Raw genomic sequence first — 22,347 nt, 5'->3', positions numbered from 1 at the left:
TCCGCGGCTCACGCCATGCTTACTTGCCGCCGATGCTCTTCAGCGGCTTCCACTCGCCCTTCTCGACCTTGTACATCGTGATGCCGCCGTTCTTCAGGTCGCCCTTCGCGTCGTACGCGACGTGCGACGACGTGACGCCGGCCATGTCGGTCTTCGCGAGCACCGACAGGTACTTCGCCGGATCGGTCGAATCGGCCTTCTTCATCGCGTTGAGCATCGCCATCGCGCCGTCGTACGCGTACGGCGAGTACGTTTGCACGTCTTCGCCGAAGCGCTTCTTGTACTTGTCGGCGTAGGTCTTGCCGCCCGGCATTTCTTCCAGCGGAAGGCCTGCCAGCGATGCGATCGTGCCGTCGGCCGCGTTGCCCGCGATCTTCAGGAACGTCGGCGTCTTCACCATTTCGCCGCTCATCAGCGGTGCGGTGATGCCGAGCGTCTTCATCTGCTTGACCATCGGTGCGGCCTGCGAATCCGCGCCGCCGTAGTAGACGAGATCCGGCTTCGCCGCCTTCAGCTTGGTCAGGATCGCCTTGAAGTCGACGGCCTTGTCGTTCGTGAATTCACGGTCGACGATCGTCGCGCCGCCGGCCTTCGCGGCCTTCTCGAACTGGTCGGCGAGACCCTGGCCGTAGGCCGTGCGGTCGTCGACGATAGCGATCTTCTTCATGCCGAGATCCTTCGACGCGAAGGTGCCCGCCACCGAGCCCTGCTGCGTGTCGGACGTCATCATGCGGAAGGTCGTCTTGTAACCCTGCTGCGTGTATTCCGGTGCCGTCGCCATCGCGATTTCCGGAATGCCGGCGTTCGCATAAATGCGCGAGGCGGGAATCGTCGTGCCCGAGTTGAAGTGGCCGAGCATGCCCTTGATGCCGTCGTCGACGAGCTTCTGCGCGACCGTCGTGCCGGTGCGCGGGTCAGCCTGGTCGTCCTGCGTCTCGAGCACGAACTTCACCGGCTTGCCGCCGATCTTCGGGTTGGTCGCGTTGAAGTCTTCCAGCGCGAGCGCGATCCCGTTCTGCATATCCTTGCCGTAGTGAGCCTGGGCGCCCGTCATCGGCCCTGCGTAACCGATCTTCACGTCGTCCGCATGGGCCGTCCCCGCCAGCGACATGACAGCGACGAACGTCGCGCCTGCCAGCTTTTTCATCGTGTGTTGCATAGCATCTCCTTGGTACCAGGGTAAATGGAGCGGCTTCGGGATCGCCTTGCCGCATCCTTTGTTTGATCCGAACGGCAAGGATGGTCAGCCGATCGTCATCAAATTTGCATTGCCGCCCGCCGCGGCCGTGTTCACGCTGACCGAGCGCTCGGTCAGCAGTCGCTCGAGCGCATAGTCCTCCACATCGGCGTTCTCGAACGCGCCCGCCGACACGCCCTGCACCGACACGATCGGGCCCGGCCGCTGCGCGACGTCCTTCACGAGCGTCTGCAGTTCGTCGCTGTCGCCTTCGAACAGCACCGCGTCGAACGGCGCGTCGGCCTGCTTGCGCACGGCCGCATGCGCCTTCAGCGCAGCGGGCAGCGCGGCCACCAGTGCCTCGCCCGCCGCACCGGCGAACAGCGCGCGGTTGCCCGTCGCCAGCACCGCCGCGAACTGCGCGCGCGCGCCGCCCGGCGTCGCCGCGACACACAGCACCGTGCCGCGCGGGCCGAGTGTATACGTGTTTCGCTCGCCCGTCGGCCCGGTCAGCACCGCGGTCGCACCGGCCGGCACCTGCGCCAGATAACCGTCGCAGCGTGCGGCCAGTGCCGGCTCGCGCTGCTCGATCAGCCAGTCGCGCAGCGCGATGAGCGCTGCCGCCGGGTTGCCGCGCTGTTCGCCATCGACCGCGCCGTCCGCGATCAGCGTCTGCGCGAGCGAACGCGGCAGGCCCGACGGACGCGTCGCGAGCAGGCGCTGCAGGTACAGCGCGCCGCCGGCCTTCGGGCCCGTGCCCGACAGCCCTTCGCCGCCGAACGGCTGCACGCCCACCACCGCGCCGATCACGTTGCGGTTCACGTAGATGTTGCCGACGTGCGCGTTCGAGATCACGTGCGCGATCGTCTCGTCGATCCGCGTGTGGATGCCGAGCGTCAGGCCGTAACCCGTCGCGCGGATCTGCTCGAGCAGCTTGTCGAGCTGGCTGCGGCGATAGCGCACGACGTGCAGCACGGGGCCAAACACTTCACGCTTGAGCTCGTCGATGCTGCCGATCTCGATCAGCGTCGGCGGCACGAACGTGCCGTGCGCGCATGCATCGGGCGACGGCAGTTGCGTGACCGTGTGGCCCTTGTCCTTCATCGTCGCGACGTGCGTGTCGATCGTCTGCTTCGCTTCGCCGTCGATCACCGGGCCGACGTCGGTCGACAGCCGGTCCGGGTTGCCGAGCGCCAGCTCGTGCATCGCGCCCTTCAGCATCGTCAGCGTGCGGTCCGCGACATCGTCCTGCAGACACAGAACGCGCAGCGCCGAACACCGTTGACCAGCCGAGTCGAACGACGACTGCATCACGTCCGCGACGACCTGCTCCGCGAGCGCCGACGAGTCGACGATCATCGCGTTCTGGCCGCCCGTTTCGGCGATCAGCGGAATCGGCTTGCCGTCCGGATCGAGGCGCGCGGACAGCGTCTTGTTGATCAGGCGCGCGACTTCGGTCGAGCCGGTGAACATCACCGCGCGGGTACGCGGATCGGCCACCAGCGCCGCGCCAACGGTCTCGCCGGTGCCCGGCAGCAGCTGCACCGCGCCGGCCGGCACGCCGGCCTCGCGCAGCAGGCGCACGGCTTGCGCGGCGATCAGCGGCGTCTGTTCGGCCGGCTTCGCGAGCACCGTGTTGCCGGCCGCGAGCGCAGCGGCCACCTGGCCCATGAAGATCGCGAGCGGGAAGTTCCACGGGCTGATACAAACCACGGGGCCGAGCGGACGGTGTGTGTCGTTCGAGAATTCGTCGCGAATCTGCGCCGCGTAGTAGCGCAGGAAGTCGACGGCTTCGCGGATCTCGGCGATCGCGTTCGGCAGCGATTTGCCGGCTTCGCGCACGATCAGGCCCATTAGCGTGTGCATCTGCGCTTCGAGCAGGTCGGCTGCGCGCACCAGGCAGTCGGCACGCGCATCGACCGGCGTCGCCTGCCAGATCGGCGCGGCAGCCACCGCGTGCGCGAGCGCCGCGCTCACGTGTTCGGCCGTCGCTTCGCTCACCGTGCCGACCAGGTCGCGCTGGTCGGCCGGGTTGCGCACGTCGCGCGCCGGGGCGTCGGCGAGCGCGTCGTCGGCGAGCATCGGCACCGCGCGCCACGGATGGTGCGCGCTCGCTAGCAGCGCGGACGACAGCGACGCGAGGCGGTGTTCGTTCGACAGGTCGAGGCCCATCGAGTTGGGACGCTCGTCGCCGTACAGGTGGCGCGGCAGCGGGATCTTCGCGTGCGGCGCGCCGAGCGGCACGACCTTCGACGCCTCGTCGACCGGATCGGCGACCAGTTCCTTCACCGACACCGTCTTGTCGGCGATGCGGTTCACGAACGACGTGTTCGCGCCGTTCTCGAGCAGACGGCGCACCAGGTACGCGAGCAGCGTTTCATGCGTGCCGACCGGCGCGTACACGCGGCACGGACGGTTCAGCTTGTCGCGGCCCGTGACTTCCTCGTACAGCGGCTCGCCCATCCCGTGCAGGCACTGGAATTCGTACTGGCCCGGGTAGTAGTTCTGGCCGGCCAGGTGATAGATCGCGGCCAGCGTGTACGCGTTGTGCGTCGCGAACTGCGGGTAGACGGCATCCGGTGCAGCGAGCAGCTTCTTCGCGCACGCGAGGTACGACACGTCCGTGTAGATCTTGCGCGTGTAGACCGGATAGCCTTCGAGGCCATCGACCTGCGCACGCTTGATTTCGGTATCCCAGTACGCGCCCTTGACCAGGCGGATCATCAGGCGGTGACGGCTGCGGCGCGCGAGGTCGATCAGGTAGTCGATCACGAACGGGCAGCGCTTCTGGTAGCCCTGCACGACGAAGCCGATGCCGTTCCAGCCTGCGAGCTCCGGATCGAAGCACAGCGCCTCGAGCAGGTCGAGCGACAGTTCGAGACGGTCGGCTTCTTCCGCGTCGATGTTCAGGCCGATGTCGTAGCGGCGCGCGAGCAGCGCGAGCGCGCGCACGCGCGGCAGCAGCTCGCTCATCGTGCGGTCCTGCTGCGAGCGCGAGTAGCGCGCGTGCAGTGCCGACAGCTTGATCGAGATGCCCGGGCCTTCGTAGATGCCGCGGCCGCCGGCTGCCTTGCCGATCGCGTGGATCGCCTGTTCGTACGATGCGTAGTAACGCTGCGCGTCCTCTTCGGTCGTCGCCGCTTCGCCGAGCATGTCGTACGAGTAGCGGAAGCCGCGCGCTTCGTACTTGCGGCTGTTGGCCAGCGCTTCGGAAATCGTCTCGCCTGTGACGAACTGCTCGCCCATCAGGCGCATCGCCATGTCGACGCCCTTGCGGATCAGCGGCTCGCCGCCGCGGCCGATCAGGCGCGTGAGTGCCGACGACAGGCCAGCTTCGCTGTTGGTCGTCACGAGCTTGCCGGTGATCATCAGCCCCCAGGTCGCCGCGTTCACGAACAGCGACGGCGCGTGGCCGACGTGCGAGCGCCAGTCGCCCTTGCTGATCTTGTCGCGGATCAGCGCGTCGCGCGTCGCGCGATCGGGAATGCGCAGCAGCGCTTCGGCCAGACACATCAGCGCGACGCCTTCCTGGCTCGACAGCGAGAACTCGTGGATCAGCCCTTCGACGCCGCCGCCCGAGCTCTTCTCGCGCAGCGCCTCGACGAGCGTCGTCGCGAGCGCCTGCGCGTCGGCCTGCAGATTGGCCGGCAGGCGTGCCTGGCCGAGCAGGAACGGCACGCATTCCGGCTCGGGGCGGCGATACGCGGCCGTGATCGCCGCGCGCAGCACCGATTGCGGCTGCACGTTCTGTGCGAACTCGAGGAACGGATGCGGCGAGTTGTCGTCGTCGCCGTCCGTCGCCTGACCGTCGGCGAGCTCCGTCACGCCGCTGCTGCCCGACAGCTCGGGCGGCAACTGGCCGTGCTCGATCCGCTCGAGATACGCGAAGATCGCCTGCTTGATCAGCCAGTGGGGGGTGCGCTCGAGACGCGCTGCCGCGTCTTTCAGGCGCGAGCGGAGAAGGTCGTCGACTTTGACGCCGAGAGTCGTGCTTGCCATGGTGGGTTCGTGCGCCGGTGCGAGCCCGGCAATGTGGTGTGAGAGGATGCGCGAAATCCTACGGCACGCAATAAAAAGGTGCAACCGAATTAAGAGATTGGTTGCACCCATAAGTTACTCAATATAATCAGCCACTTAGAAGGTTGCAACCTAGGGGTTGCCCGTGGTCGGCGGATCGGTGTTTTCCCTGATCGGGCCGATTCGACATGCGCGTGCAACCTTCGGCGCGAGCGGAAGTGGGCGAAAACGAGTTGCACTGAGCGCGCCGGCAGGTGCGGCGCGGCGGGCGGAAGGTTGGGGGAAAGGCGCAATGACGGTTGGATTCGGCGTGCGCGCCGGGCCGCGGTCGCCACCGCGCGAAGCGCGCGGCGCGCTCCGAATGCCCTCGCGCGCGTCGCCAGGCGCCCGGCGCCCGAAGACTCAGATATCCAGCGGATCGACCTCGACGCTCCACCGCAGCACGCCCTTCAGCGCGCGCAGTTCCGGCTGCCATGCGCGCAGCGCATGCTGCAGCGCGGCCCGCGACGCGCTTTCGAGCAGCAACTGCGCGCGGTGGACGTTAGCGACCTTCACGATCGTCATCGGCACCGCGTCATACACGGTCACGCGATCGGCGCCCGGCAGCCCCGGCAACACGGCCGCGGCCTGCAGCAGGAATGCGAGCGCCGCATCGAGCGTGCGCCCTTCGGCGCGCAGCAGCGCCTGGTAGACGAACGGCGGCAGGTGCGCGTCGCGGCGCTCGCCGAGTGTCGAGTTGGCGAAGCCGACGTAATCCTGCCGGCCGAGCGCGTGATACAGCGCGTGGCGCGGATAACGCGTCTGCACGAGCACCTCGCCCGGCAGCCCGGCGCGCCCCGCGCGGCCGCTCACCTGCATCAGCTGCGCGAACAGCCGCTCGCTCGCACGGAAGTCGTGCGAGAACAGCGCAGTGTCGGCATTGAGCACGCCGACGAGCGACACGCGCTGGAAGTCGTGCCCCTTCGCGATCATCTGCGTGCCGACCAGGATGTCGACTTCACCGGCGTGCACGTCCGAGAACAGCGCCTGTGCACTGCCCTTGCGTCGTGTGCTGTCCGCGTCGATCCGCAGGATCCGTGCGCCCGCCACGGCCTCGGCGAGCGCCTCCTCGATGCGCTGCGTGCCGCGCCCGAGCGGCGCAATGTCGACGTTCCCGCATTCCGGGCATGAACGCGGAATGCGCGCCTCCCAGCCGCAGTGATGGCAGCGCAGCGCATGCTCGGGCTTGTGCAGTACGACATAGGCGCTGCAGCGCGGGCAACCGGCGACCCAGCCGCACGCGTCGCACGCAAGCTGTGGTGCGTAGCCGCGCCGGTTCAGGAATACGAGGCTCTGTTCGCCGCGCTCGAGCCGCGCCTTCAGCGCCGCGACGAGCGGCCCCGATAGCCCGCCCATCGACGCGCGCCCGCGCCGCCGCTCCTCTTCGAGATCGATCAGCCGCACGGTCGGCAGCGTCGCGTCGGCCACCGCGCGGCGCGACAGCGTGAGCCGCGTGTAACGGCCCTGCTCGGCCTGCCACCAGCTCTCGAGCGACGGTGTCGCCGAACCGAGCACGACCGGAATGCCCAGATGCTTCGCACGCCACACGGCAAGATCGCGCGCCGAATAGCGCAACCCTTCCTGCTGCTTGTACGCGGGCTCGTGTTCTTCGTCGACGACGATCAGCGCGAGCGTCGGCAGCGACGCAAGCACCGCGAGCCGCGTGCCAAGCACGATCCGCGCGCGGCCCGTGTGCGCGGCGAGCCAGTTGCGCGCACGCTCGCCCTCGGCGAGCCCGCTGTGCAGCGTGACGATCGCATCGTCGGCGAGCGTGCCCGCGAAGCGCGCGCGAAACGCGGCCTCGAACTGCGGCGTCAGGTTGATTTCGGGCACGAGGACGAGCGCCTGCGCGTCGGGCCGTGCATCGAGCAGTGCGGCGAGCGCATGCAGATAGACCTCGGTCTTGCCGCTCCCGGTCACGCCATGCAGCAGGAACGGCGCGAAGCCCTGCGCCGCGCGGATCGCGTCGAGCGCCTCGGCCTGCTGGTCGGTGAGCGCCGGCGGCACAGTTCGTCCACCGGTTGTCGACAGGTTATCCACAGACTTGGGCACAGGCGCATCGGCCCAGCCGATTTCCTCGATCGCGACCCAGCCGCGCGCCGACCAGTCGTCGAGCGTGGCCGTCGCCTTCGGATGCAGTGCGCGCGCATCGGGCAACGTCAGCGATTCGGTGTCGGCGAGCGCCTGCGCGAGCCGCCGCAGCGCGGCCCCGCGCGCGGGCAGTGCATCGGGAAGCGCCGCGCGGCCGGCTTCGGTCAGCCGGTGACGCACCTCGGGCGCCAGCAGCCGCCCCCAGCGCTCCGCGTCGCGCAGCGCCTGCGGCAACGCCGGCAGCGCCACTTCGCCGCGACCGCGCTGGTAGTAGTCGGCCGCGAAGGAGACGAGCGCGAGCCAGTCCGGCGCCAGCGGCGGCAGCTCGGTACAGATCGCATCGATCGCCCGCAACCGGGACGGCGGCACGTCGGTGTGAGTCGTCACTTCGCAAACGAGGCCGACGACCTGCCGCTTGCCGAACGGCACCTGCACCAGGGTGCCGGGCCCGGGCGCCGGCTGGACGTCGCAGCGGTAGTCGAACAGGGTGGCGAGCGGATGGTCGAGGGCGACCCGCAGGTAGGTGCCGTCCATCACCGGGCTCCGGCGGCAGCGCGCGGCGCACGGACGATCTGCACCCGAATCCGCGTCGCGGTGGCGAACTTAAAGTAAAACTTCAGATTCGGCGCTAAGTTTTGGATTCGCATTAGGAATCGCCGTATACCCTGACCAGCCTGTGGATAACTTTGTTGAGAACTCGCCGTTCAATAGCCGCAAAGCGCGCGGGGCCGTGCTTTCCGCTGTTTTCGGCCGCCGTGTGCCGCGCCCCGCGGAGCCTTATTCCATAAGGCTGCTATTCAAATTACCAAACCATAGCGAGACAATTCGACCGATACAGGGCTCTACCGCGCTGCAACGTGGAAAATGTGCATAAGTCAAGTCTTGACAAGCCATGAATCGGCAACCGGGACGGGGTTGCGCCCTGTTTAGCGCCGACAGCGAAACGCTGCCACCCCGCAGTGCAGCATGACAGCGCTTGCACTCAGCCCGCCGCTCCGCTACGGATCTTGCGGCTGTGGGTGTGCACTTCGTCGACGAGTTCGGCGACGTGGTCGGGTGGCGTGAACTGCGAGATGCCGTGGCCGAGGTTGAATACGTGGCCCGGATGATTGCCGTAGCTGTCGAGTACCGCGCGCGCCTGTTCGCGCACCGCCGCCGGCGGCGCAAACAGGATCGTCGGGTCGAGGTTGCCCTGCAGCGCGACGCGCCCCGCGACGCGTTCGCGCGCCGCGCCGAGGTTGACCGTCCAGTCGAGCCCGACCGCGTCGACGCCGGTCGCCGCGATCTCCTCGAGCCACAGCCCGCCGCCCTTCGTGAAGGTGATCACCGGCACGCGCTCGCCGTCGTGCTCGCGCTTGAGCTGCGCGACCACGCGGCGGATGTAGTCCAGCGAGAAGCGCTGGTACGCGCCGTCCGCCAGCGCGCCGCCCCACGTATCGAAGATCATCACGGCCTGCGCGCCGGCTTCGATCTGCGCGTTCAGGTACGCGGCCACGGCCTGCGCGTTCACGTCGAGGATCCGGTGCATCAGGTCGGGGCGCGAATACGCCATCGACTTCACCGTGCGGAAATCGTCCGATCCGCCGCCTTCGACCATGTAGCACGCGAGCGTCCACGGGCTGCCCGAGAAGCCGATCAGCGGCACGCGCTGGCGGCCCTGGCCGTCGGTCAGCGCGCGACGGATCTCGCGCACCGCGCCGGTCACGTAGCCGAGCGTTTCCTCGATGTCCGGCACCGCGAGCTTCGCGACGTCGGCCTCGGTGCGCACCGGATGCGCGAACTTCGGCCCTTCGCCGACCTGGAAGTCGAGGCCGAGGCCCATCGCGTCGGGAATCGTCAGAATGTCCGAGAACAGGATCGCGGCGTCGAGCGGGAAGCGCTCGAGCGGCTGCAGCGTCACCTCGGTCGCGTAGTCGGGATTCTTCGCGAGACCGAGGAAGCTGCCGGCGCGCGCGCGCGTCGCGTTGTACTCGGGCAGGTAGCGGCCGGCCTGGCGCATCAGCCAGATCGGCGTGTAGTCGGTCGGCTCGCGCAGAAGCGCACGCAGGAAGGTGTCGTTGAGCAGGGTATGGGCCACGGTAGGAGCGACGATGCGAAGGCAAAGCGGCATTTTACCGGAGCGGGGCCGCACGGCTGCGTATCCCGATGCGATGGCGGCCATATGACGCGCGCGATGGCTCCGTTATGATCGGACGCTGATATCGAACCGAACGAAGGAGGAGACCGATGAAGACATCCGCCACGCTGGCCACGCTCACAGCCGCCATCATGCTTTGCTGCGCTGCCGCGCACGCGCAGGGCGCGCCGGCAACCGCGGCCCCGACTACCGCCGCGGCCGGCTCACGGCTCGACGACGTCCTCGCACGCGGCACGCTGCGCGTGTGCACGACGGGCGACTACAAGCCGTATTCGTACTACCGGACCGACGGCCGTTTCGAGGGGATCGACATCGACATGGCCGAATCGCTCGCGAAATCGCTCGGCGTGAAGGCCGACTTCGTGAAGACGAGCTGGCCGAACCTCACCAACGACTTCGTTGCGAAGTGCGATATCGCGGTGGGCGGCGTATCGACGACGCTCGAGCGCCAGAAACGCGTGTTCTTCACGCAGCCGTACGTCGTCGACGGCAAGACGCCGATCGTGCGCTGCGCGGACGCCGACAAGTACCAGACCATCGCGCAGATCGACCGCCCCGAAACCCGCGTGATCGTGAACCCGGGCGGCACCAACGAGCGCTTCGCGAAGCAGTTCTTCACGCATGCGAACCTGACCGTCTATCCGGACAACGTGACGATCTTCAAGCAGATCCTCGCGGGAAAGGCGGACGTCATGGTGACGGATGCATCCGAGACGCTGCTGCAGCAAAAGCTGAATCCGGGCCTGTGCTCGGTGCATCCGGACAAGCCGTTCCAGTTCGGCGAAAAGGCGTACATGGTGCCGCGCGGCGACATGGTGTTCCAGCAGTACGTCGACCAGTGGCTGCACCTCGCGCTGTCGGCCGGCGAATACCAGGCGATCGCCGACAAGTGGCTGAAGTGAGCGCGATCATCGTGCGTGGCAACGGCGGCCGATAACGCGCACGGGCCCCGCTATTGCAGCCGGGGAACGGGGATACGGGCGGCGGTATTCGGCCGCCGTCCGGTGCCCTCGGTTACACATCGGCGCAGCGGGCGACAGGCGTGAAACCGCGAAAACCGGCCGAATGGCCGACTACCGCGCGCGCCGATCACGTTTCAAAATCTTTCCGACGATTGAATCGTCATATGCGGTATCTGCCGCTCGATGCACATTCCGGCGTATAAATCGGCAATTCATCGACGCCAATACGCATGAAAAACGCATTGCGCGCACCCGATGAAAACTCTGCGGAAAAGATAAGTAAATATGACCTTTTTCAGGACCCCGAAAACAGCAAAAAATCCCGGAAAGCCTTATCTGGCGGGCGTTACAACCTGAAACACTTTGTTACCGCGAGGGGTCATTAATTCGCCCACAATGGCCTCAACGGTTTCAACACGGATGCGGTCTCGTGTGCCAAGTGTGAGCGGACGCGAAGCGCTGCGAGCCAGTCGGTCACGTACCGAAGCCCTTCCGAGGGGCATCCCTGTTGGAGTCGTTTCCGGCTCCCCGCCGGATCCGGTTTCATCTTTGGTCTCCTCGCGCTAACCCCGTAGCGTGTGGTTTTTAGCGGGCTAATAAGCCCGCTTTTTTTCGTCCATCGAAAACGCAACGGCCCGCAGGCCGCCGCGTTTTTCCCGCCGCCGGGCCGCCCGGTCGTTTCAAGCGGTCTTCTGCACGTCGAGCTTCAGTTCGTCGATCATCCGTTCGCGCATCACGAACTTCTGCACCTTGCCCGTCACCGTCATCGGCAGCTCGTCGACGAAGCGGATGTAGCGCGGAATCTTGTAGTGCGCGATCTGGCCGCTGCAGAACGCGCGCACGTCGTCCTCGGTCATCTGCTCGTCCGCGCGCAGCACGATCCACGCGCACAGCTCCTCGCCGTATTTCGCATCGGGCACACCGAACACCTGCGCGCTCTGAATCTTCGGATGCCTGAACAGGAATTCCTCGATCTCGCGCGGATACACGTTCTCGCCGCCGCGGATCACCATGTCCTTCAGCCGGCCGACGATGTTGCAGTAGCCGTCTGCGTCGAGCGTCGCGAGGTCGCCCGTATGCATCCAGCCGTCGACCAGCACCTCGCGCGTCTTCGCGTCGTCGTCCCAGTAGCCGAGCATCACCGAATAGCCCCTCGTGCACAGCTCACCCGTCGCGCCGACCGGCACGACGTCGCCGTTCGGATCGACGATCTTCACCTCCAGGTGCGGCTGGATGCGGCCGACTGTCGTCGTGCGCTTCTCGAGCGGATCGTCGGTCGAGCTCTGGAACGACACGGGGCTCGTCTCCGTCATCCCGTACGCGATCGTGATCTCGGACAAGTGCATCTGCGACACGACGCGCTTCATCGTCTCGATCGGGCACGGCGAACCGGCCATGATGCCGGTGCGCAGCGTCGACAGGTCGAATTTCGCGAACTCCGGATGATCGAGCTCCGCGATGAACATCGTCGGCACGCCGTGCAGCGCGGTGCAGCGTTCGTCGGCCACGGCCGCGAGCGTCGCGACCGGATCGAACGCCTCGCCGGGGAACACCATCGCCGCGCCCTTCGACACGCACGCGAGCACGGCCAGCACCATCCCGAAGCAGTGATACAACGGCACCGGGATGCATAGCGAATCCTGTTCGCTGAAGCGCATCGCCATCGCAATCGAGCGCGCGTTGTTGACGACGTTGCGGTGCGTGAGCGTCGCGCCCTTCGGGCTGCCGGTCGTGCCGCTCGTGAACTGGATATTGATCGGATCGGTGGCCGCGAGCGTCGCGCCGATCGCGTCGAGCCGCGCGACATCGAGCGTGTCCCGGCCGCGCGCCATCACGTCCGCGAAGCGGAACATGCCGGCCGGCGCGACCTCGCCCATCGACACGACCGTGCGCAGGCTCGGCACGCGCGCCGCCTGCAGGTCGCCCGGCGTCGCGCTTGCGAGCTCGGGCGCGATGGTCTGCAGCATCTCGACGTACGCCGACGTCTTGAAGCGCTCGGCCGCGATCACGGCCTTGCAGCCGACCTTGTTCAGCGCGTATTCGAGTTCCGCGAGCCGGTAGGCCGGGTTGATGTTGACGAGGACCGCGCCGATGCGCGCGGTCGCGAACTGCGTGAGCAGCCATTCGCTGCGGTTCGGGGACCAGATGCCGACGCAATCGCCCTTCTCGATCCCCAGCGCGGCGAGGCCAGCCGCGAGCACATCGACCTCGTGCGCGAATTCGCGCCAGCTCCAGCGCACCCGCTGTTCGCGAAACACAACGGCCGGACGATCGGGGAAACGGCCGGCCGTGTCGAGCAGGAACCGGCTGATCGTCGCTTCGGATAGCGGCACGTCGGTCGCGCCGCGCACGTACGACAGTCCGTTTTCGGGCGCGATCAGCGCCCCCTTGCCAAGGTCTGCTGCCATCGATGTCTCCGTCCGTTTTTGTCTGATCGGCCCGGCACGCGGCTGATGCACGCGCCTGCTCCGCCGCAATCGCGGCGGACAGCCTCTGCCCGGATGATGCCGCGCTCTGCTGACGACACTCTGACAGCAAATCGCGGCCGGCGGATGAAATAGCACGACCGGACGATACGATCCGGCCCGCAAAAAACAGACGAAAACGACGGGCGAAAAAAAAGCAGCCCGAAGGCTGCTTTCTTTCGCGGGATACGCGCGCGCGGCTCAGTGCCGGCTGCGAATCTTCGCCAGACGCTGGATCGCCTCGAGCTGCGCCATCGCGGTCGCGAGCTCGGATTGCGCCTTTGCGAGGTCGAGGTCCGACTTCGCGTTCTGCAGCGTTTCCTCGGCACGCTTGCGTGCTTCCTCGGCTTTCGCCGCGTCGAGGTCCTTGCCGCGGATCGCGGTATCGGCGAGCACCGTCACGGCGCCCGGCTGCACTTCGAGAATGCCGCCCGCGACGAACACGAATTCGTCGTTGCCGCCCTCGACTTCGATGCGCACCGCACCCGGACGAATCCGCGTGATCAGCGGCGTGTGACCCGGCAGAATACCCAGTTCACCCGTTTCGCCCGGCAGCGCGACGAATTTCGCCTCGCCCGAGAAGATCTGCTCTTCCGCGCTGACGACGTCTACTTTGATGGTTGCCATATCGAACTCCTGTCGATCGGAGTTAGCGCTTCAGCGCTTACTCCGATCCCATGCCGTGGTTGGCCTGAGTTAGCGCTTTAGCGCTTACTCAGGCCCCTCGGCGGTCGGCAGAAGTGAGCGCTTCAGCGCTCACTTCCATCCCATATGACCCTTACTGGATCTTCTTGGCCTTTTCGAAGGCTTCGTCGATCGTGCCGACCATGTAGAACGCCTGTTCCGGCAGGTGGTCGCACTCGCCGTCGACGATCATCTTGAAGCCACGGATCGTTTCCTTCAGCGGCACGTACTTGCCCGGCGAGCCCGTGAACACTTCAGCGACGTGGAACGGCTGCGACAGGAAACGCTGGATCTTACGCGCACGTGCGACCGACAGCTTGTCTTCCGGCGACAGTTCGTCCATGCCCAGAATCGCGATGATGTCGCGCAGTTCCTTGTAGCGCTGCAGCGTCTGCTGAACGCGACGGGTGATCGAGTAGTGCTCTTCACCGATCACGTTCGGGTCGATCTGGCGCGACGTCGAGTCGAGCGGGTCGACCGCCGGGTAGATACCCAGCGAAGCGATGTCACGCGACAGAACGACGGTTGCGTCCAGGTGGCCGAAGGTCGTGGCAGGCGACGGGTCGGTCAAGTCGTCCGCAGGGACGTACACGGCCTGAACCGACGTAATCGAGCCCTTCTTGGTCGACGTGATGCGCTCTTGCAGCTTGCCCATTTCTTCAGCCAGCGTCGGCTGATAGCCCACTGCCGACGGCATACGGCCGAGCAGTGCCGACACTTCGGTACCGGCCAGCGTGAAACGGTAGATGTTGTCGACGAAGAACAGCACGTCGAGGCCTTCGTCACGGAAGTGCTCGGCCATCGTCAGGCCGGTCAGCGCGACGCGCAGACGGTTGCCCGGCGGCTCGTTCATCTGGCCGTACACCAGCGCGACCTTGTCGAGAACGTTCGAGTCCTTCATTTCGTGGTAGAAGTCGTTCCCTTCACGGGTACGCTCGCCCACGCCCGCGAACACGGAGTAACCGCCGTGTTCCTTCGCGATGTTGTTGATGAGCTCCATCATGTTGACGGTCTTGCCCACGCCAGCACCGCCGAACAGGCCAACCTTGCCGCCCTTCGCGAACGGGCAGATCAGGTCGATAACCTTGATACCCGTTTCGAGCAGTTCGGTCGACGGCGACAGTTCGTCGAACGCCGGAGCCTTCTGGTGGATCGAACGCGTATGTTCGCTTTCGATCGGACCGGCTTCGTCGATCGGACGGCCGAGCACGTCCATGATACGACCGAGGGTCGGCTTGCCGACCGGCACCGAAATCGGCTTGCTCGTGTTCTTCACGGTCAGGCCGCGGCGCAGGCCGTCGGATGCACCCAGACAGATGGTACGGACCACGCCGTCGCCCAGCTGCTGCTGGACTTCGAGCGTCAGTTCCGAGCCATCGAGAATGAGCGCGTCGTAGATCTTCGGCATGCTGTCGCGCGGGAATTCCACGTCGATAACGGCGCCGATGCACTGTACGATCTTGCCTTCTACCAAAGCAGCAGTACTCATCGCTTTTCCTTTAAATACCTGATTCTTTACTCGCGCAAAGGCGCAGTTGTCGTCCCGGCGCGCGCTTAAACAGCGGCTGCGCCGCCGACGATCTCCGACAGTTCTTTCGTAATCGCGGCCTGGCGGCTCTTGTTGTACACGAGCTGCAGTTCGCTGATCACCGTCTTCGCGTTGTCGGACGCGGCCTTCATCGCGACCATCCGCGCCGATTGCTCGGACGCCATGTTTTCCGCGACGGCCTGGTACACCAGCGCCTCGACGTAACGCACGAGCAGTTCGTCGACGACTGCCTGCGCGTCCGGCTCGTAGATGTAGTCCCACGACGTTGCCGGCGTACCGTCATCGGCTTCGAAGTGTTCCGACGACAGCGGCAGCAGCTGCTCGATCACGGCTTCCTGCTTCATCGTGTTGACGAAGCGCGTGTAAGCGATATAGACCGCCGACAGCTTGCCTTCCGAGTACAGATCGAGCTGCGTCTTCACAGCGCCGATCAGCTTGTCCAGATGCGGGGTGTCGCCGAGGTGCACGACCTGCGACAGCACCTTCGCGCCGAAGCGGTTCAGGAACCCGAGGCCCTTGCTACCGATCGCGGTGGCTTCGACCTTCTGGCCCTTCTCTTCCAGCTCCTTGAACTTCTGCACCGTCGCACGCAGCACGTTGGTGTTCAGACCGCCGCAAAGACCCTTGTCCGTCGTGACGAGGATGATGCCGGCCGTCTGCGCGCCGTCGTTTGCCACCATGAACGGGTGGCGGTACTCCGGGTTCGCACGGCTCATGTGCGCGGCGATGGCACGGACCTTGTCTGCATACGGACGAGCGGCGCGCATGCGTTCCTGCGCGCGACGCATCTTCGATGCAGCCACCATCTCCATCGCCTTCGTGATCTTGCGCGTGTTCTGCACGCTCTTGATCTTGCCGCGAATTTCCTTCATTCCAGCCATAGCTTGCTCCTTGACCGAAGCGGCGCGGGCGCATCAGCACCCGCGCGGCCTCAGTGTGTCACTCGCGGATCAATAGGCACCGGACTTCTTGAAGGATTCGATTGCCGAGCGCAGTGCGCCTTCGTCGTCCTTCGAGAGATCCTTGGTGTCTTCGATGCGCTTGATGAGGTCAGCGTGGCTGGTCTTCAGGTTGTCGCGCAGGCCCTTCTCGAACGACAGCACTTGCTTGACGTCGAGATCGTCGAGGTAGCCGTTGTTCGCGGCGTACAGCGACACGGCCAGTTCCCACACCTGCAGCGGCTGGTACTGCGGCTGCTTCAGCAGTTCCGTCACGCGGCGGCCGCGCTCGAGCTGCTTGCGGGTCGCTTCGTCGAGGTCCGATGCGAACTGCGCGAATGCGGCCAGTTCACGGTACTGCGCGAGGTCGGTACGGATACCGCCCGACAGCTTCTTCACGACCTTCGTCTGAGCGGCGCCACCGACTCGCGACACCGACACGCCGGCGTTGATTGCCGGGCGGATGCCTGCGTTGAACAGGTCGGTTTCCAGGAAGATCTGGCCGTCGGTAATCGAGATCACGTTCGTCGGAACGAACGCGGTCACGTCGCCAGCCTGCGTTTCGATGACCGGCAGTGCCGTCAGCGAACCGCTCTTGCCCTTCACTTCGCCGTTCGTGAACTTCTCGACGTACTCTTCCGACACGCGAGCAGCGCGCTCGAGCAGACGCGAGTGCAGATAAAACACGTCGCCCGGGTACGCTTCACGGCCCGGCGGGCGGCGCAGCAGCAGCGAGATCTGACGGTATGCCCAGGCTTGCTTGGTCAAGTCGTCATAAATGATCAGCGCGTCTTGGCCACGGTCGCGGAAGTATTCGCCCATCGTGCAGCCGGCGTACGGTGCCAGGTACTGCATGGCAGCCGAATCCGATGCCGAGGCGGCGACGACGATCGTGTATTCCATCGCGCCCGTTTCTTCGAGCTTGCGAACCACGTTCATGATCGACGAAGCCTTCTGGCCGATCGCGACGTAGATACAGATCAGGTCCTTGCCTTTCTGGTTGATGATCGCGTCGAGCGCCACCGCGGTCTTGCCGCACTGACGGTCGCCGATGATCAGCTCACGCTGGCCACGGCCGATCGGCACCATCGCGTCGATCGACTTGATGCCCGTCTGCACCGGCTGCGACACCGACTTACGCCAGATCACGCCCGGGGCGATCTTTTCGATCGCGTCGGTCAGCTTGGCGTTGACCGGGCCCTTGCCGTCGATCGGGTTGCCGAGCGCATCGACCACGCGGCCGACGAGTTCCGGACCCACCGGCACTTCGAGAATGCGGCCCGTCGTCTTGACGATGTCGCCTTCCGAGATGTGTTCGTATTCGCCGAGAATCACCGCGCCGACCGAGTCGCGCTCGAGGTTCAGCGCGAGACCGAACGTGTTGCCCGGAAACTCGAGCATTTCGCCCTGCATCACGTCCGACAGGCCGTGGATACGCACGATACCGTCGGTCACGGAGATCACCGTGCCTTGGTTGCGAACGTCTGCGCTCGCTTCAAGGCCCTGGATCCGGCTCTTGATCAGTTCGCTGATCTCAGAGGGATTGAGTTGCATTATTCGCTCCTGATAGTCAATTCTGTTGCGTGCCGGCGTGGCGCTCAGGCGGTCAAGGCAGCCTGCATCGATGCGAGGCGCGCGCGAACCGAGGTGTCGAGCACTTCGTCGCCGACCGTCACGCGCACGCCGCCGATCAGCGACGAATCGACTTCGACCGTCGGCTTCAGCTTGCGCTTGAACTTACGTTCGAGGCCAGAGACGAGGCTTTCGAGATCCGCGCCGTTCAGCGGGAACGCGCTCACGATCTCGGCGTCGGCTGCACCTTCACGTTCGTTCTTGAGCGCCTCGAACTGCTCGGCGATTTCCGGCAGCAGCGCGATGCGATGATTGTCGACCAGCATCTGCACGAAGTTCTTCGCTTCGGCGCCGGCCGCGACCGGCGACTTCAACGCAGCAAGCAGCAGCTCGGCCACTTGCGTGCGCGTCACCTTCGGGCTCGACGCGACCGACAGCACTTCCGGCAGACGCGCAACCTGGGCCAGCTCTTGCACGAGCGTGGACCAGGCGGCGATGTCACCTCCCTCGGCCACGCGGAACAGCGCTTCTGCGTAAGGGCGGGCGATGGTTGCAAGTTCGGCCATGATCAGAGCTCGGCTTTCAGTTGATTCAGCAGTTGGGCGTGGGCCGTTTGATCGACTTCGCGCTTCAGGATCTGCTCGGCGCCCTTCACGGCCAGCGAGGCGACTTCGCCACGCAGCGCTTCGCGCGCCTTCACGATTTGCTGTTCTGCTTCCGCTTTCGCCTGAGCGACGATGCGGGCGGCTTCAGCTTGGGCGTTGGCCTTGATTTCCTCGGCGACCGCCTGGGCACGCTTTTCAGCGTCGGCGATGCGCTGCTGGCCGTCGTTGCGGGCCTGCGCGAGTTCCTGGTCCACGCGCTTGTGCGCTGCGTCGAGTTCCGCCTTGCCCTTCTCCGCGGCGGCGAGGCCGTCGGCGATCTTCTTCGAACGTTCGTCGAGGGCGTTGATCAACGGCGGCCACACGAATTTCATCGTGAACCACGCGAGGACCAGGAACACGACCATTTGCGCAAACAGAGTTGCGTTGAGATTCACGGTGTTTCCTTATCTGCTATTCCGGAAAAATGAAACGGTAAGGCGCTCATCGAGTTGCATTCGATCAGCGCCCCAAGTCTCCGTTCCGCCCTGCGCCGGCTCGCGCCGGACGCAAAGTTCCGTGGAACCTTAGCCTGCGAGCTTCGACAGGAGCGGGTTCGCGAACGCGAACAGCATTGCGACACCAACGCCGATCAGGAATGCAGCGTCGATCAGGCCGGCCAACAGGAACATCTTCGTTTGCAGCGGGTTGATGAGTTCCGGCTGACGCGCGCAGGCTTCGATGTACTTGCCACCCATCAGCGCGATACCGATACAGGCGCCGATAGCACCCAGGCCGATGATGATGCCGATACCGATGGCGGTCAGACCCTGGATGTTGGCGATGTAAGCTTGCATGATCACTCCTTTGTGAAAAGACTTGGAACTGAGATTTAAAAAACTAAAACGGAAACTCTTTTTTGCACGCCACGCTTAGTGCGTGTCGTGCGCCTGGCCGAGATACACCAGCGTCAGCATCATGAAAATGAATGCCTGCAACAGAACAATCAGGATGTGGAAGATTGCCCAGACGCTACCCGCGATCACATGGCCAACGAAGCCGAGGAACGTTGCGTCGCCACCGAAGCTCCACATGCTGCCGAGCAGGGCGATCAACAGGAACAACAGCTCACCCGCATACATGTTGCCGAACAGCCGCATGCCGAGGGAGACGGTCTTCGCGAGGTATTCGACGATGTTCAGCGCGAGGTTCGGGATCCACAGCAGCGGGTGGGCGCCGAACGGCGCCGACAGCAGCTCATGCACGAAGCCGCCCGCGCCCTTGATCTTGATGCTGTAGTAGATCATCAGGACGAACACGCCGAGGGCGATGCCGAGCGTGCCGTTCAGGTCGGCCGTCGGGACGATGCGATGGTGGGAAATCACGTCCGACAGACCGAGCAGGCCGATGACACGGCCCGGCAGGTCGACCGGGAGGAAGTCGAGGGAGTTCATCAGCGCGACCCACACGAACACCGTGAGGGCGAGCGGAGCGATGAAGGTGCGATTGCCGTGGACGATGGCCTTCGACTGGTCTTCGACCATTTCGACGAGCATCTCGATCGCGCACTGGAAGCGGCCCGGCACGCCCGAGGTCGCCTTGCGGGCGGCCAGACGCAGCAGGAGGATCGTCACGATGCCGCACACGATCGACCAGAACAGCGTGTCGAGGTTCCAGACGTGGATGTCGAAAATCGACGTCTGATGCGAGGTGGAGAAATTCTGCAAGTGGTGCGCAATGTACTCGGACGGATCCGGACCGCGCGTGCCTTCGCTAGCTGCCATATCGTTAATGCCACCCAAATTGTCGAAAATCGTTTTGCCCCGTTCCGCAATACGTTATTGCGGGAACGGGCCGGTGCGGTTCGTTGTCGAAACCGCACGCTGCTTGTTGCTTACCGCCAGGCCAGCGCGATCCAGTACGTCTTCAGCACGACGAGGTAGGTGACGAGGAGTGCCGGCCAGTGCACGCCGGCATAGCCGTACGCCACTGCAGCGAACATCCCGACCGTCACGCCGAGCTTCAGGGCTTCGCCCATCACCCAGCTCATCACGGTGGCCGAGCCACCTGCCTTCAGTCGTGCCACGAACAACGCGCTTGGCACCCAGCCGATCGCCCCGCCCAGAAACGCGGATTGCGCAGCGGCGCCCGGCGACTTTGAAAACAGCCACCACGCCAGCGTTGCAACCAGGGACAAGACCACCTGCGCGATCACCACCTTGTAGGGGGTCACGCGCGGCGGCTTGCTCACGTTCGGACCGAACAACCTCTCGGCTTCCGTCCGCGTGAGCGGAACGATGTTGTCATCTTGCTGCTCGGCATCCCAGTCATCGTCATCGGACTCGCGCCGCTCGCCGGCCGCTGAAGCGGTGCGTTGCGCTCGGTGATCATCGTGCCTGTCGTTCGGCGCCTGACCCGCCATCGCAATCTTCCGCAAAATCCCTGAACCCGGCCCCAAGCTTTCTGAAAGCTTTCAGGGGTGCCTAGCTAACAAATCCGGGCGATTGTAAGCGATAGTTGCAAGTGATTCAAGGCTTTAGACGCGACAAAAACCTGCGTAAAACGACGCCTCATCATGTGAAAAACGCGCGAATCAACGACGTACGATGACAGTTGTAAGGTCGGTTTTTTGCACCGGTATTTCTTGCCCGAAAAAGTCCGGCAACGAGGCAATCACACGACATCGACGCCTGGCGCGGGCGCCACCGGCGCGACGCGATCGCAGCAGGAATTCTTCTGTGACGCGACCACCCGAAATGACTCGGCGCGGCGATGCGGAAGAGAGGAAATACTGTGACCACCGCGTCGAGCGCGATGCGCGAAATACGCTCGAACGCGAGCGCGCCGATGCCTGCATTCAGTTGTTGCGCCACCACAGTAGATCGACTGTGGGTTGCCATACTTATCAACAACCACCGCTTCGCATCAGTTGCGAATGCTGTGCCCCACCCTCTCAAGCTTGCAGCACGCCTGCACCGCACGCGGCCGCGCTGCTCAGCCGTGCACGAGCAACCACGCGCCCAGTGCCGCGCTCACGAGCGCGAACGGAATCGACACGAGGTGAAACGGCAGCCACATGCGCGGCTCCTTGGCGAGACGCACCGCGATCAGGTTCGCGAGCGAACCGATCGCGAAACCGAAACCGCCGACCGACACCCCGAACGCAAGCGCACGCCAGTCGTGCGTGAACTCCGACAGCAGGATCGCCGCCGGCACGTTGCTGATGCCCTGCGACAGCACCGCACCCGCCGCGAACACGCGCAGCGGCGAATCGAGATGGGTTCGCGCGATCGCGTCGTGGACAACGGGCAACGCGGCCGCGCTGCGCAACACGACGAACATCAGCACGAAGATCAGCAGCAGCAGCCAGTCGATCTTCAGGACTGCCTCACGTTTTGCCACGAGCAGCGCGATCACGACGACGATGAGGCCCGGCAACGGATGATGCGCGTCGGCCAGCCACACGAATGCACCGAACAGCACCGCCGCGAGCAGTGCGTGCACGCGCTGCACGGGAACAACCTCGACGTCTCCCGACAGGTCGAGCGGCCTGGCACGAAACGCGCACGCCGTCAGCCCGAGCAGCAGCGCCATCAGCGCGAGGGCAAGCGGCCCGAGCTCGACGACGAAGCGGCCGAACGGCATGCCGCTCAATTGCCACAGGAAAAGGTTCTGGGGGTTACCGAGCGGTGTCGCGACGGACCCCGCGTTGACGGCCAGCGCGACCACGATCACGAGCCGGCGGAACGGCAGCGGTGTCAGCGCACGCAGCGACACCATCAGCGGCACGACGATGAACAGAGCGACATCGTTGGTGAGCCACATTGCGAGCACCGCCGCAAACACGACAAGCAACATCGCGAGCCCGCGCTCGGAGTGCACGTGATGCACGATGCGATGCGCGAGCCACATCAGGCATCCGGACAGCTCGAGCGCCTTGGTCAGCATCAGCAAACCCGCGAGCGTCGCAACGGTCGGCCAGTCGACGAGACCGGCCAACGTGGAAATTGGTTGCTGACGCAACCATTGAAGAAGAATCAGCGCAAGACCCAGTACCGTCAGTACTGGCTCCTGCGAAAGCCAGCCGAGCCACCGGCGTGGCGCCGGCGCGCCCGTACTTTCCACCAATTGTGCC

At 65.2% G+C, this 22,347-nt stretch carries 17 protein-coding genes; 1 reads left to right on the top strand and 16 read right to left on the bottom strand.

The genetic code is table 11. The features are described from left to right. Positions 1 to 19: 19 nt before the first annotated feature. The 4 genes from DIE23_RS17205 to hemE all read right to left on the bottom strand — a co-directional run bounded on the left by DIE23_RS17205 (position 20) and on the right by hemE (position 9,401). Positions 20 to 1,159: a branched-chain amino acid ABC transporter substrate-binding protein gene (locus DIE23_RS17205; protein ID WP_124613234.1), complete on the bottom strand. Its 1,140-nt coding sequence runs from the start codon at positions 1,157 to 1,159 to the stop codon at positions 20 to 22. An 84-nt stretch (positions 1,160 to 1,243) separates the two neighbouring features. Further along, complete coding sequence (gene putA / locus DIE23_RS17200) at positions 1,244 to 5,176, bottom strand: trifunctional transcriptional regulator/proline dehydrogenase/L-glutamate gamma-semialdehyde dehydrogenase (protein WP_124613233.1); 3,933 nt, start codon at positions 5,174 to 5,176, stop codon at positions 1,244 to 1,246. 420 nt (positions 5,177 to 5,596) lie between these two features. Continuing rightward, on the bottom strand, positions 5,597 to 7,858 hold the full coding sequence (locus DIE23_RS17195) for a primosomal protein N' (RefSeq protein WP_124613232.1): 2,262 nt from the start codon (positions 7,856 to 7,858) through the stop codon (positions 5,597 to 5,599). Positions 7,859 to 8,306: 448 nt separating this feature from the next. After that, positions 8,307 to 9,401: a uroporphyrinogen decarboxylase gene (gene hemE / locus DIE23_RS17185; RefSeq protein WP_311767819.1), complete on the bottom strand. Its 1,095-nt coding sequence runs from the start codon at positions 9,399 to 9,401 to the stop codon at positions 8,307 to 8,309. Between the two features lie 149 nt (positions 9,402 to 9,550). Here hemE and DIE23_RS17180 point away from each other — a divergent pair, with 149 nt between their 5' ends. Beyond that, a complete protein-coding gene (locus DIE23_RS17180; RefSeq protein WP_124613230.1) occupies positions 9,551 to 10,363 on the top strand; it encodes a transporter substrate-binding domain-containing protein in 813 nt (270 codons plus the stop codon). Between the two features lie 740 nt (positions 10,364 to 11,103). Here DIE23_RS17180 and DIE23_RS17170 read toward each other — a convergent pair. The 12 genes from DIE23_RS17170 to DIE23_RS17115 form a co-directional block, all read right to left on the bottom strand. Then, positions 11,104 to 12,831, bottom strand: coding sequence for an AMP-binding protein (locus DIE23_RS17170; RefSeq protein ID WP_124613229.1), 1,728 nt, complete (start codon positions 12,829 to 12,831; stop codon positions 11,104 to 11,106). A gap of 258 nt (positions 12,832 to 13,089) precedes the next feature. Beyond that, positions 13,090 to 13,515, bottom strand: coding sequence for a F0F1 ATP synthase subunit epsilon (locus tag DIE23_RS17165; RefSeq protein ID WP_006477288.1), 426 nt, complete (start codon positions 13,513 to 13,515; stop codon positions 13,090 to 13,092). A gap of 151 nt (positions 13,516 to 13,666) precedes the next feature. Beyond that, the gene (gene atpD / locus DIE23_RS17160) at positions 13,667 to 15,061 is read right to left on the bottom strand and encodes a F0F1 ATP synthase subunit beta (protein WP_059531206.1); all 1,395 of its coding nucleotides are present in this window, start codon (positions 15,059 to 15,061) and stop codon (positions 13,667 to 13,669) included. A gap of 65 nt (positions 15,062 to 15,126) precedes the next feature. After that, positions 15,127 to 16,002 (bottom strand): F0F1 ATP synthase subunit gamma, encoded by an 876-nt coding sequence (atpG, locus tag DIE23_RS17155; RefSeq protein WP_014895500.1) that lies wholly within the window; start codon positions 16,000 to 16,002, stop codon positions 15,127 to 15,129. Between the two features lie 69 nt (positions 16,003 to 16,071). Further along, complete coding sequence (atpA, locus tag DIE23_RS17150) at positions 16,072 to 17,613, bottom strand: F0F1 ATP synthase subunit alpha (RefSeq protein ID WP_014895499.1); 1,542 nt, start codon at positions 17,611 to 17,613, stop codon at positions 16,072 to 16,074. A 44-nt stretch (positions 17,614 to 17,657) separates the two neighbouring features. Continuing rightward, positions 17,658 to 18,197, bottom strand: a complete 540-nt coding sequence (locus DIE23_RS17145) for a F0F1 ATP synthase subunit delta (protein ID WP_057927955.1) — start codon at positions 18,195 to 18,197, stop codon at positions 17,658 to 17,660. Between the two features lie 2 nt (positions 18,198 to 18,199). Then, positions 18,200 to 18,670, bottom strand: coding sequence for a F0F1 ATP synthase subunit B (locus DIE23_RS17140; RefSeq protein WP_006751767.1), 471 nt, complete (start codon positions 18,668 to 18,670; stop codon positions 18,200 to 18,202). A gap of 129 nt (positions 18,671 to 18,799) precedes the next feature. After that, positions 18,800 to 19,069, bottom strand: coding sequence for a F0F1 ATP synthase subunit C (gene atpE / locus DIE23_RS17135; RefSeq protein ID WP_006482730.1), 270 nt, complete (start codon positions 19,067 to 19,069; stop codon positions 18,800 to 18,802). A gap of 75 nt (positions 19,070 to 19,144) precedes the next feature. Continuing rightward, a complete protein-coding gene (atpB, locus tag DIE23_RS17130; protein WP_034183834.1) occupies positions 19,145 to 19,996 on the bottom strand; it encodes a F0F1 ATP synthase subunit A in 852 nt (283 codons plus the stop codon). A gap of 110 nt (positions 19,997 to 20,106) precedes the next feature. After that, complete coding sequence (locus DIE23_RS17125; RefSeq protein WP_124613228.1) at positions 20,107 to 20,634, bottom strand: ATP synthase subunit I; 528 nt, start codon at positions 20,632 to 20,634, stop codon at positions 20,107 to 20,109. Positions 20,635 to 20,785: 151 nt separating this feature from the next. Next, complete coding sequence (locus DIE23_RS17120; protein ID WP_260436095.1) at positions 20,786 to 21,085, bottom strand: hypothetical protein; 300 nt, start codon at positions 21,083 to 21,085, stop codon at positions 20,786 to 20,788. Between the two features lie 121 nt (positions 21,086 to 21,206). Beyond that, a complete protein-coding gene (locus DIE23_RS17115) occupies positions 21,207 to 22,337 on the bottom strand; it encodes an SLC13 family permease (RefSeq protein WP_185646479.1) in 1,131 nt (376 codons plus the stop codon). Between the last annotated feature and the right edge of the window lie 10 nt (positions 22,338 to 22,347).

The sequence above is a fragment of the Burkholderia sp. Bp9143 genome, assembly GCF_003853645.1.
Classification (GTDB): Bacteria; Pseudomonadota; Gammaproteobacteria; order Burkholderiales; family Burkholderiaceae; genus Burkholderia.
The sequence above is the reverse complement of the archived record's forward strand: the minus strand, read 5'-3'. Positions and strand labels throughout refer to the sequence as shown.